Source organism: Proteus columbae, from assembly GCF_002777965.1.
In the GTDB taxonomy this organism is placed as follows: Bacteria; Pseudomonadota; Gammaproteobacteria; order Enterobacterales; family Enterobacteriaceae; genus Proteus; species Proteus columbae.
In genome coordinates, this window is the sequence record NZ_NGVR01000023.1 from 236326 (window position 1) to 248573 (window position 12248).

Sequence of the window (12248 nt, forward strand, 5' to 3'; positions counted from 1 at the left end):
TTATTTAATTGTGCTTTTTTTAAAAGATTTGTCAGTTTTATATCAAACTGAGATAAAGCACTCTTAAAAAGAGTATTGCGCTTATGTTATTGCTCTCACATTGTTCTTTTTCTTATCTTCAACGAGGTATAACTTTATGTGGTTCCAGAAAAATATAGTCCTTAATGCAAGACCAAGAGGATTTCACTTAATTACACAAGCATTGATTCAAGAATTACCGGAACTAAGACAATATAAAATTGGAATTGCTCATTTTTTTATTCAACATACATCGGCTTCATTAACGATTAATGAAAATGCTGATCCGACAGTACGAAGTGACTTTGAAAACTTCTTTAATCAAAGCGTAAAAGAGAACGAAGATTATTATCTTCACACTTATGAAGGCAGTGATGATATGCCAGCGCATATTAAAAGTAGTTTACTTGGACAAAGTGTCACGGTTCCTATTAGCCAAGGTGAGCTGAATTTAGGAACTTGGCAGGGGATTTATCTTGGCGAACATCGTAATCACGGTGGTAATCGTCGTATTATTGTGACATTGCAAGGAGAGTGTTACTAAATTTCAAGCAATAAAAAACCCGACAGTTATTTCACCAAAAGGGTTGAAACTATCGGGCTCCTCAATATTTGGGGACATCAAAGAAAAGCAGTGGCACTAATTCAGACTACGGGTTAGAAAGAAAGTTCGCTGACTAATGAAAAAAAATAGAGTTTTTTTTTGGAAAGAGTGGGAATATAAAGAAAAGATGGATAATGCAAAAAGAGAAAGCGCTAAAACATATTGATAAATAAACTGTTTTAGCGCTTTTGAATTAGTTGTAGATGCCTAAATTTTCTTTAGCATAAGCTTCAAAATCTGTGCAACCACCAATGTGTTTCTCATCAATAAAAATTTGTGGCACAGTTTCAACAGGTTTACCGACAGTTTTAGATAAATCAGCTTTTGTAATTCCTTCAGCTTGAATATCTACATAGCGGAAATCGAAATCGTCACGTTTTTCAGACAAAGTTTCAGCCAGTTGTTTCGCACGAACACAATATGGGCAACCTGGGCGACCAAAAATGACAACAAACATACGACACTCCTTATTGAGGAAATAAAATTCAGGCATAATAGTTTCTATTGATTGTTACTATGCCCTTTTATGAGGCTAAACAAAAACAGTTATTGCCTTTTAGTGTGATAAATTATACCAATTTGCCGAATAATGAGATAGGACTGCAACACAGCATTTAGCGGAGAAATGATGGAAAAGCCTTCAAACCGAGATATGAAATCACTATCAGATATGCCAAAACCCATTATCATCATTGAAATAATTGGGATTATTCTATTAGTGGTTGCTTATCTTTATATCAATCAATATATGACCTCTCCGCAGTGGCTAGGAACATATACAGGACAATTAACGCTAGTTGTTTTAGGGGTTATCTGTATGATCCCGCCAGCTATCCATATTGTCTGGCGCGCTATTTATCGATTAACTTTTTTAGGGATTGACCATAAATCCACAAATAGTAAAAAGAAAAAAGAGAATAACGAAGAATAGCTATCTGTTTTTCCTCAAAAATGCATTAAAAACTAAGAAAATCCAATGTGTAAATTGGCTTAATTTTCTTAGTTTTTCTATTTATTAGTGCCTTCAAGATAGAAAAAGTGGCAAAATAGCGCCAATGCCAAAAGGCACTCTTTTTTTTGCGCGTAAAGGTTATTTGAATGAACGCTGTTGTGACTACCGATCTGGATCAGCTAAAATCTTGGCTTGATGAACTACAGATTGCTTATTATGAATGTGACTCTTGTCAGGCGTTACATTTGCCACATCTTCAATATATCAGTGGCATTTTTGATGCCAAAATTGATATTCTTGAGGATGTACTTGTATTTACCGCTATCGCTGAGCTAAAACCGTCAGCAATAGTGCCATTAATGGCAAATCTAAGCCAAATTAATGCAAGCTCTTTATTTATTAAAACATTTCTAGAAATTAGTGATGAGAACTTACCAAAATTAGTTTTCTGCCAATCATTCCCTGTTGCTGCGGGTATTTCACTTAATCAATTTGACCTATTCTTACAAAAAGCAGAAGAGCAATGTGCTGAAGTTGTCAGCGAAATTTTTAATAACGGTTTCTTGTATGGCGAAAAGCAAGAAAGTGAAAACGAAGAAGATGAAGAAGATGTTGAGATAAATAGCGCATCAACTGACTCCTCCTATACTGTACATTAATATTAATCTCCATAACGGTCACAAAATCTTATGCAATGCGCACGATTTAGTGCGGGTGAATGTCATTCTTGTGAGTGGCTTTCTCTTGCTTATCCTGAACAAATCAAGAAAAAACAGCACAGCCTCTTAGCATTACTTCCAGACGATTATGCTTTTGATAAATTAGCGCTGGTTGAAAGCCAACAGGCGCAGTTTCGTAATAAAGCAAAAATGGTCGTCAGTGGGAGTGTCGAAAGACCCGTATTAGGCTTAAAAACTAAAGATGGTGTCGCTGTTGATTTATGCGAATGCCCACTGTACCCCGTTTCTTTTGCACCCGTGTTTCCTGTTTTAAAAACATTTATTGCAAAAGCAGGGTTAGTACCTTACGACATCCAACGTCGCCGTGGTGAACTCAAATTTATTTTATTAACTGAGAGTCGAAGTAATAGCACCATGATGTTGCGCTTTGTTTTGCGCTCAGAAAAAAAACTAGAACAACTTCGCAAAGCACTTCCTTGGTTACAAGAGCAACTGCCTCAATTAGCGGTTATCTCCGTTAATATTCAACCTGTCCATATGGCTATTTTGGAAGGCGAACAAGAAATTATTCTGACAGAAAAAACGTTCTTGGATGAATCATTTAACCAAATTCCATTGCATATTCGCCCAAGAGGCTTTTTTCAAACTAATCCAGCGGTGGCTTCATCACTTTATGCCACGGCAGGTCGTTGGGTAAGAGAATTAAATATCACGCATTTGTGGGATATGTTTTGTGGATCAGGGGGCTTTGGGTTGCATTGTGCAGATAAATCAACCCAATTAACAGGTATTGAAATTAGTCCAGAAGCGATTGAATGTGCTCGTTTATCAGCTCAGGAATTAGGGCTAGAGCATGTCGAGTTTCAAGCGTTAGATTCAACGGGTTATGCATTAGCAAAAGAGTCTGTTCCTGAATTAGTGCTTGTTAATCCACCAAGGAGAGGTATCGGTGAGGCATTGTGCGGTTATCTAAATAAAATGAAGCCTCGCTTTATCCTTTACTCAAGTTGTAATGCTCAAACCATGGCAAAAGATATTCAGCAACTTTCACACTATCAGATAGATAGAGTGCAATTGTTTGATATGTTTCCTCATACTTCTCACTATGAAGTCCTTACGTTATTGGTATTACAAGATAACTAAGATATTTATTACAAAATAGTGATTGAGTGTTAGTATAAATAAGCATTTAACGCTCGATGGATAACATCGGGCGTTTTCTTTTTTATTAGATAGGCATTCTATTTTATGCAGAACTTAAAAGCGTTGTTATTAGTGATGGTGTTATTGGGGCCTTTGGGGATCGATCTCTATTTACCGACGATACCTGCGATTGCTCAAGATTTAGGAAGTAGTGTCTCTCTTATTCAATCAACTATCGCTTTATTTATTTTAGTCCTAGGTGTTGGGCAACTTATATCAGGGCCTTTAGTGGATAAGTTTGGTCGTAAACCTATCGCTATTGTTGGGATACTTATCTATATTGTGGGTTCTGTTATTGCAACGATTGCGACAGACTCAACGCTTTTTATTATCTCGCGATTATTACAAGCCTCAGCAGTGTGCTGCACTTCCGTTGTTGCTTTTACCTGTGTTCGTGACTGTTTTAATGGTAATGAAGCCGCCCGCGTTTTTGGATTTTTAAATGGCACGTTAAATATTATTCCTGCATTGGCACCGCTATTAGGTGGATTATTGGCAGAATATTGGGGATGGCGTGCACCTTTCGGGTTCTTAATTTTCTATTCAGTGCTGGTGTTGATTTTGATCACCCGCTTTTTACCAGAAACAAAGCCTGAAAATACAGCTCAATCAAAGCAAAAATTAGGTAAAACATACCTTGAGATTTTATGCAGCAAACGCTTTTTGACTTTTGCTTTAGTGAATGCGGGCACAATGGGAATGGCATTAACTTATGTGTCATTTGCCCCAATTGTATTGATGAATGATGCAAAATTATCAGCGCTGATTTTTTCTATTGTTTTTGGTGTAAATGGTTTTTGGATAATGCTTGTCAGTTTTTATGCGAACCGCGTTATTCACCGTGTCGGCAGACCTATTTGTTTGATCTTAGGGAGCGGACTAATGGGATTAGGCTGTGTGAGCTTATTAGGTAGCTTGTTGTTTATTCCTGCCGAAATGCAAAATCATTGGTTGATCTATATGCTTCCTGTCGCAAGTGCATGTGCTGGTCTTGCTTTTATTATGGGACCTGCAACAAGTTATGCGCTGGAGCCTTATTCAAAAACGGCAGGTATTGCTTCTGCATTAGTCGGTTTTATTCAAATGGCAGGTGGTGCAGCCTTTGGTTTAACGGCACTGGCTTCACCAGTACAACCGAAATTAGCGTTAGCTATTGTGATGTTACTTGGTAGTTTATTAGCGTTGAATGCTTATCGAGTAAGCCACAAAGAAGCGTTAATAGAAAAACAGGCTACACAAGAATAGAACAAGTATTTGTTGTTTATTCAAACATAAAAAACACCCCAAAGTTGGTGTCCAACGTTTGGGGTGCAGTTCAAATTGCTGGGGTGTTTTTATATCGACGTTTCGATTTACGTATTTTTAATTGCGATGTTCAAACTCTAAGGCTTTTTTCTCAATTAATCTCATTAAAAGTGTCAATATTCCGTTGATGCACAGATAAATAATCCCTGCGGCAACAAATACCATCACATCATAACTTTGGCCAAAGACTTGTCGGCTATAACCTGTTAACTCAAGCAAGGTGATGGTACTGGCAAGTGAGGTACTTTTGAATATTAATACCACTTCGTTTGAATACGATGAAAGCGCACGTTTAAATGCGTAAGGTAATATCACTCTTGCTGTTTGTACTGGTGACATTCCTAATGCTTGGCAAGATTGCCATTGTCCTGACGGAATAGCTCTTACAGCACCATAGAAAAGTAAGGTTGAATAAGCCGCACTATTTAATGCTAATGTAACCATTGCACAAAACCATGGTGTTGATAGTAACTCCCACATGATTGGGAAGTTTTTCAACGCAGGAAATTGCCCAGGGCCATAATAGATTAAGAAGAACTGCACTAATAAAGGCGTACCAGTAAATAAGGTAATATAAGCTTTTACTATTTGGCTAATAACCGGTGTTTTTAGTGCCAAAATAAATGTCATTAAAACCGAGAGTGTAAATGCAACCAATAGAGCTACAAACGTTAAAGAAAGGCTGGTTGGTAATCCCGGCAAAATATCAACAATATAATCCCACATTATGAGGCACTCCGTTCAAATCGGGTCGTTCTCATTTCTAACCATTTCAGGATATATTGACTGACCAACGTAATTGCCAAATAAATCAATGCAACAATGCTATACCATGTAAAAGGTTCTTGAGTTCGGTTAGCGATACTTTGTGTTTGTAACATTAAATCATTAACGCTGATTAATGAGACTAAAGCCGTATCTTTTAATAGAACTAACCACTGATTACCCAAACCCGGTAACGCATGACGCCACATTTGAGGCATGATAAAGCGGAAGAAAATAGTAATACGACCCATACCTAATGCTTGGCCGGCTTCCCATTGTCCTGTTGGTACTGCTTTTAATGCGCCACGTAAAGTTTGTGAAGCATAAGAAGCATAAAGAAGTGAAAGGGCGATAACACCACAATAGAAAGGCAATGATTCAGTATCACCAAAATCAATTTGTAAGGTGAAAGCACCGAGATCAATCCCATCCATTAACATCATGACACCTTGTAAGGTGCCATAATAGACAAAAAGAACCACCAGCATTTCTGGTAGTCCTCTAATTAGTGTTACCCAGCATGTTCCTAAGAAAGCAAAGGCTTTCCATCTCGCGGATTCCCAAGCTGTAAACAGCATGGCAAGAACTAATCCGATGATAAGAGCAGAAATAGCAAGTGAGACCGTTGTGACGGCCGCACCTGCTAGAGTTGTTATTTCATTCATTTATTAAGCTATTGTTGTTATTGAAATATCGTTATTCAAACCATTTTTTATAAATGACATCATAGGTGCCATCAGCTTTTACTTCAGCTAATGCTTTGTTTAATTTATCTTGTAAATCAGCATTACCTTTTCTTACTGCGATCGCAAGACCTGTACCAAAGTAGTTAGGATCTGCAACTTTGTCACCGACAATACCTAATTCAGGATTCTTTTTCAGCCATTCATTAACAACAGCAGTGTCACCAAAGATAGCTTCGATACGACCATTTTTAAGATCTAATACCGCATTTTGATAACTGTCATAAGGAACAGTCTTCATCTCTTTGTGTTGTTCATTGATGAATTTCTGATGGGTTGTCCCATTCTGCACACCAATTTGCTTGCCTTTTAAGCTCGCTACATCAGAGATTTTACCTGTTACTGTGATAAATACTGCTGAGTTATCATAGTATGAATCAGTGAAATCAACTTGTTTTTGACGCTCTGGGGTAATATCAATACCTGCCATTAATGCTTCAAAACGACGGAATTTCAGACTAGGAATTAAACTATCAAATGACTGATTGGTAAAGGTACAATCAGCATTAATTTTTGCACACATTGCATTTGCTAAATCAACATCAAATCCTACAATTTGATTATTCGCATCAATCATTTCAAATGGAGGATATGTTGCTTCAGTTGCAAAACGAATTGTCTCTTTCTCAGCCGCAGTTGCAGAAAGTGTAATACTGGTCAGAAGTGCTGCAAATAATATTTTTTTCATTGTCTGATCCTGATTTAGTGTGACAAGTAATTAGCAAAAGCTTCCGTTTGTGGAGCAGTGAAACGATAGTTATCGCCTTGCTCTATAATACGGCCGTTTTCCATATATACAACTTTGCTCGCGGCTTTGCGTGCAATTTCAACTTCGTGGGTCACAATAACTTGTGTAATACCCGTTTCAGAAAGCTCTTTTATAATATCAACAACTTGAGCTGTAATTTCAGGATCTAATGCCGCCGTAGGCTCATCAAATAAGAGAACTTGAGGCTCCATCATTAATGCTCTTGCAATAGCAACACGTTGTTGCTGTCCTCCAGATAAGTGTAGAGGAAAACGTCCTGCATAATCACTTAAACGCAAACGCTCAAGTAATTTCATTGCTTTTTCTTTGGCTTGAGGTTTTGATAAACCTAAGACACGACAAGGTGCTTCAATTAAGTTGTCAAGAACCGTTAAATGTGGCCATAAATTGTATTGTTGAAATACCATGCCCACATTTTGGCGTAATGAACGAATTGCCTTTGCGTTAGGCTGTTGGCTAAAGTCAAAATGTAGACCCGCGATTTCTAATTCACCTGAACGTGGCATTTCTAATAAATTAAGAACTCTCATTAGTGAGCTCTTACCTGCACCACTTGGTCCTAAAAGAACCATTGTTTCACCGGCAGAGCATTCTAGATTAATATCATAGAGTGCTTGGTGCGAACCGTAGAAACAATTTATGTTTTTTAATTGAATACTCATGCGTTTTTTCTGAATAGTCATTAACTGGTTCAAATAATAAAACGACAAGAATAATTATGCAACTAAAACTGCATAATAAAGTGGTTTTTTTACGTAAAAATGGGTAATTCGGCTATTCTTTTTCACTGGTAGGTGAATTTTTATCCAGTTTGTAAGCGTTAGTACTTATTGTTTTAGCCATACCTTTGAAAATAAATAAGTGCGCAGGCATCATGGCAAACCAATAAAGTAATCCACTAAATCCTGCGGGGTGCCACCAAGCACGAACATCTATTGAACGAAGATTACCACTGTCGTGGATCGTGAAAGAGAGTCTGCCTAAACCGGGCGCTTTCATTCCAAATAACAGTGTGAGTTGTTTTTCAGGCTCAAGTTTGATCACTCGCCAACCATCGATCATATCGCCAAGTTCTAATGTTTCTCTAGATGGGCGTCCGTAAGTGACTTTATTTCCAGCGATATCATCCATAATAGCGCGTGTTTTCCATAGCGCATTACCATAGAAATAGCCTTGTTCTCCACCAATTTGTTGTACTGTATGCCAAAGGGATGCTGCGCTTGCTGGTGTGGATACGGTGCAACCTGCATTTTTAGGGTAATAACCATAACCAGGTTTCCAGCGACTACGAACAGCCGGAGAGTAACCCCAATCTTGGTTATCTAAAGCCGCTTCTTCATCAGCGAGTGTTTCTTTTACTGCATCATCAAATTTAATTAGAAATTGAGGAATAAGTTTACGTAATGGCTCATCGTTGGCAGGGAGATCGTATTTAAGTCCTTGGATCAACTCTTTGGCAATAGAGGTGGGCACAGACGTTATCATACTGATAAATCCCGCCGAAATTAAACTTGCTGGCATCGGAATGGGGATTAGCATCCGCTTTTTACCTGAAATTTTAATAAAGCGCTCAAAAAGTGTTTGATAGCTGATGTATTCAGGACCGCCAGCATCAAAAATTCGGTGCTGATGTGTAGGGTGATGAATAATTTCCGTTAAATAGTGAATTAAATTTTTTAATGCAATAGGGGAAGACTTAGAACGAACCCAGCGAGGTGGCGTAAGAATAGGGAGGTTATAAACCATATCACGCATAATTTCAAAAGCGGCTGAACCGGGACCTACAATCATTGAGGTACGGATTTCTGTCACAGGGATGGTGCTGGTTCTTAAAACTTCACCTGTAAGTTTTCGTGCAATAAGATGAGGAGAGTATTGTTGATCTTCATGTTGTAAGGCACTTAAAAAGATAATTTGTTGAACGCTTGAGCCTTCAAGTGCTTCAACAACATTAATGGCAGCTTGACGCTCTAGTTCAACTAAATTATGCGCATCCCCCATACTATGAACAAGATAATAGACAATATCGGTATCTTGCATCACCTTTTTAAGTGTCTCAGGATTGTGGAGATCTACAAAAATACAGCGTGTATTTCCCCAGCCTTGTGACATCATCCAGTCTATTCTACGGGCTCCCGCAGTGACTTGGTGCCCTTGTTTTATCAACGCTGGGATAAGATTTTGACCTATATGACCACTTGCACCAAGTACCAATACACGCTGTTGATTCATTGTTAATCCACTGTAAAAAGAGAACATTATTGTTCTATTGTTACTGATTTTTCTATGAAGTAAAGAACGCCATCAAGATTGGTGTGATTAAACTTAACACGAATCCATGCACAATCGCTGCTGGTACAATGGCAACACCACCACTGCGTTGTAAAACAGGCAAGGTAAAGTCCATAGAAGTTGAACCACAAATTCCTAATGCTGTATTTCTATAACGATTAACAATGATCGGAATAAGCATGATTGCCGCTAATTCACGCATTAAATCATTGAAAAATGCAGTACTACCAATAACAGGGCCAAATGCATCTGTGAGCACAATGCCCGATAATGAATACCAGCCATAACCAGATGCAATAGCTAATCCCATTTTCATCGGTAATCCCAGTAAGTAAGCAGCTAAAGCACCACCAGCAAGCGCACTAACACCCATAACAACGGCAACGGTTGTTCCTCGACGGTTGATAAGAATTTGCTTTGGGCTCATTCCGCTATTGCGTAATTGTAAACCGACTAACCAAAGTAAGAAGATAAGCGCACCTTGGCTGGCATGAGAAGCATAATGGAAAATTGACCAGCCGGTTAAACCGACAAAGAAACCCACCACAACGACGCCACATAATTGCAGTGATTCTAGTACCATTTTTATACGTGAAGGCGGTTTGGACTGTTTATGGGCAGGGACATGCCAAGGATCTTTTTTATCCAGTAACCATAAAAATAGTAAATTGGCACCAAATGTACATAAAAAGAAGACACTGGCATAAGAAAGAATCGAGACTAAGTTTTCACCAATATTATCTAGCATGGCTAAACTAACGCCCATTAGAAATAGGATAACGTAAACCATCGCGCTAAGTAGGCGGTTTGCCAGATGAAGTAACGGGCGATTGTTTAACTTAATCAAATACCCTACAAAAAGCGGAAGTAGGATAATCAATAACCCTGATAGCATTTCTATTCCTTACTGAGCGTGCTCAAATTATAAAATAAACTAATAACGTGAATTGGATTATAACATTTACTTATGATGTTGTGGATACAGAAATTAAGATAAGTCTAAAATATTTATTAAGGGTAATGAGCCTACCACGTTTAGGTGTAAGAGGCTTTAATTGATTGAAAAGCGAACAAAATGGGTATATATCGAATAGTTGAGTAAATTTTATTACGGCTATCTTGAACTGTGATTTAATGAAAATATTCATTAAGTGAAATTATTAGCTGATTAAGCATAAAATGAAGGTAGGAAGAATAAAATAAAACCATAGCTTAGTCGCAACTAACGAGGGAATTTATGTATTTAGAAAGAGTGGAAATAGTTGGATTCCGTGGACTTAATCGTCTTTCATTACCTCTTGATATGAATACAGTCTTAGTGGGTGAAAATGCGTGGGGTAAAAGCTCATTACTTGATGCGTTAACACTCAGTTTGGGTATTGAAACCTATCAATATGCATTTACACCTGATGATTTCCATCGTTTGCCGAATGAGCCTGAAGAAAATGGCAAAAAAAGCCTACAAATTATTTTAACGTTTACCGAATCTCGCCCTGGACGTCATCGCTCTTTTCGTTTCCATAAAATAGCACCTGTGTGGGTTGAAAATGGTGATGATCTTAAACATATCTATTACCGTATCAGTGCTGAATTAGATGAACAGAAGAATGTGAAAACATTCCGTTATTTTCTTGATAAAGAAGGAAAGCAAATTCGCTTACCTAATGGACAAACTCAAGAAATCATTGCAGAGATAGTGAGGCTTTATCCTGTTCTTCGCTTACAAGATGCGCGTTTTGTTCGTGATCTTGCTTCTGACGTTATCGATTCTCATAATAATCCTCATCGAGAAGCGTTTAATAATAAAATGAGCGAGTTAACCAAAGCGCTAGTCAAAAATCCTGACGAATTATCAGATGAAGATTTACGTGAAGGTCTTGATGCAATGCAACAACTGTTAGGGCACTATTTTGCAGATCACGGTTCGTTGCTGTTTAAATCTCGCTCTCGCCATCGCAAAGTCAGCGAGCCTCATGTACGTGGCTGGCATGCCTTAGAAAATATCAATAAAGTATTAGCAAAACCCAACCAGAGAAGTATTCGATTAATTATCTTGGGAATGTTTTCTTCAATTTTACAGTCTCGTGGTAGTGTCGCGCTTGATCCTTATGCAAGACCTATCGTGATTGTTGAAAACCCAGAAACTCGTTTACATCCTATTATGCTTTCGGTGGCTTGGGGATTACTCAATCTTTTCTCATTACAACGGATCACAACTACAAACTCAGGTGAATTACTGTCACTTGCACCATTAGAAAGTGTTTGTCGTTTAGTGCGTGATACCGATAAAGTTGCAGCTTACCGTGTTGGAGATCAGCAACTACATTCTGATGAAGAACGGCGAATTTCATTTCATATTCGTTATAACCGACCTTCTGCGTTGTTTGCGCGTTGTTGGTTATTGGTTGAAGGTGAAACAGAAATTTGGTTAATGAACGAATTGGCAAGGCAATGTAATTATTTCTTTGAAGCAGAAGGAATTAAAGTCATTGAATTTGCTCAATGTGGACTTAAGCCATTATTAAAGTACGCAACCTATATGGGTATAGAATGGCATACTTTAGTGGATGGTGATGAAGCGGGTAAGAAATATGCCGCTACCGTTAAGGATTTTGCGTTAAAAAGCAATGACGCAGAACGCGATAGATTAACGAAACTTCCTGCGTTAGATATGGAACACTTTTTATATAAAGAAGGCTTTCGCAATGTATATCATGATGTTGCAGGTGTGCCAGATAATGAAAAATGGCCAACTCGACGAGTGATCATTAAAGCTATTCAACGTTCATCCAAGCCTGATCTCGCACTAACGGTGGCTAATAATGCGGCTCAACGTGGAGTAGACTCCATCCCTTCCATACTGAAAAGTATGTTCTCTCGTGTTGCATGGCTTGCAAGAGGTAAGGCGAATTAATTC

The 12248-nt window shown here is 38.2% G+C and carries 13 protein-coding genes; 6 read left to right on the plus strand and 7 right to left on the minus strand.

Annotated elements, in window-relative coordinates; all coding sequences use genetic code 11:
* The first annotated feature begins 136 nt into the window (after window positions 1–136).
* Complete coding sequence (locus tag CBE70_RS12100) at window positions 137–562, plus strand: secondary thiamine-phosphate synthase enzyme YjbQ (protein ID WP_100159543.1); 426 nt, start codon at window positions 137–139, stop codon at window positions 560–562.
* A 253-nt stretch (window positions 563–815) separates the two neighbouring features.
* Here the strand turns inward: CBE70_RS12100 and CBE70_RS12105 are convergent, their stop codons facing one another.
* Window positions 816–1079 carry a GrxA family glutaredoxin gene (locus CBE70_RS12105; RefSeq protein ID WP_036912158.1) on the minus strand — a complete coding sequence of 88 codons (264 nt, stop codon included), beginning with the start codon at window positions 1077–1079 and terminating at the stop codon, window positions 816–818.
* A gap of 171 nt (window positions 1080–1250) precedes the next feature.
* Between CBE70_RS12105 and CBE70_RS12110 the strand changes: the two genes are divergently transcribed.
* The 4 genes from CBE70_RS12110 (at window position 1251) to CBE70_RS12125 (ending at window position 4702) form a co-directional block, all read left to right on the plus strand.
* Window positions 1251–1553 carry a YbjC family protein gene (locus CBE70_RS12110; RefSeq protein WP_100159544.1) on the plus strand — a complete coding sequence of 101 codons (303 nt, stop codon included), beginning with the start codon at window positions 1251–1253 and terminating at the stop codon, window positions 1551–1553.
* Window positions 1554–1720: 167 nt separating this feature from the next.
* Entirely contained in the window at window positions 1721–2233 is a 513-nt protein-coding gene (locus CBE70_RS12115; protein ID WP_100159545.1) for a type III secretion system chaperone family protein, read from the plus strand.
* 30 nt (window positions 2234–2263) lie between these two features.
* Complete coding sequence (gene rlmC / locus CBE70_RS12120) at window positions 2264–3397, plus strand: 23S rRNA (uracil(747)-C(5))-methyltransferase RlmC (protein ID WP_100159546.1); 1134 nt, start codon at window positions 2264–2266, stop codon at window positions 3395–3397.
* Between the two features lie 105 nt (window positions 3398–3502).
* Complete coding sequence (locus CBE70_RS12125) at window positions 3503–4702, plus strand: multidrug effflux MFS transporter (RefSeq protein ID WP_100159547.1); 1200 nt, start codon at window positions 3503–3505, stop codon at window positions 4700–4702.
* 117 nt (window positions 4703–4819) lie between these two features.
* Here the strand turns inward: CBE70_RS12125 and artM are convergent, their stop codons facing one another.
* From artM to CBE70_RS12155, 6 genes are all read right to left on the minus strand, one after another.
* Entirely contained in the window at window positions 4820–5488 is a 669-nt protein-coding gene (artM, locus tag CBE70_RS12130; RefSeq protein ID WP_100159548.1) for an arginine ABC transporter permease ArtM, read from the minus strand.
* Complete coding sequence (gene artQ / locus CBE70_RS12135; RefSeq protein ID WP_023581290.1) at window positions 5488–6192, minus strand: arginine ABC transporter permease ArtQ; 705 nt, start codon at window positions 6190–6192, stop codon at window positions 5488–5490. The genes artM and artQ overlap by 1 nt, the downstream gene beginning before the upstream one ends.
* A gap of 31 nt (window positions 6193–6223) precedes the next feature.
* A complete protein-coding gene (artJ, locus tag CBE70_RS12140) occupies window positions 6224–6958 on the minus strand; it encodes an arginine ABC transporter substrate-binding protein (RefSeq protein WP_023581291.1) in 735 nt (244 codons plus the stop codon).
* Window positions 6959–6972: 14 nt separating this feature from the next.
* A complete protein-coding gene (artP, locus tag CBE70_RS12145; RefSeq protein WP_069368163.1) occupies window positions 6973–7701 on the minus strand; it encodes an arginine ABC transporter ATP-binding protein ArtP in 729 nt (242 codons plus the stop codon).
* A 112-nt stretch (window positions 7702–7813) separates the two neighbouring features.
* A complete protein-coding gene (locus CBE70_RS12150; protein WP_100159549.1) occupies window positions 7814–9271 on the minus strand; it encodes a DUF2867 domain-containing protein in 1458 nt (485 codons plus the stop codon).
* A gap of 52 nt (window positions 9272–9323) precedes the next feature.
* Complete coding sequence (locus CBE70_RS12155; RefSeq protein ID WP_023581294.1) at window positions 9324–10226, minus strand: lysine exporter LysO family protein; 903 nt, start codon at window positions 10224–10226, stop codon at window positions 9324–9326.
* A 342-nt stretch (window positions 10227–10568) separates the two neighbouring features.
* On the opposite strand from CBE70_RS12155, the gene CBE70_RS12160 reads away from it, so the two are divergent.
* A complete protein-coding gene (locus tag CBE70_RS12160) occupies window positions 10569–12245 on the plus strand; it encodes an ATP-dependent nuclease (RefSeq protein ID WP_100159550.1) in 1677 nt (558 codons plus the stop codon).
* The last annotated feature ends 3 nt before the right edge of the window (window positions 12246–12248 follow it).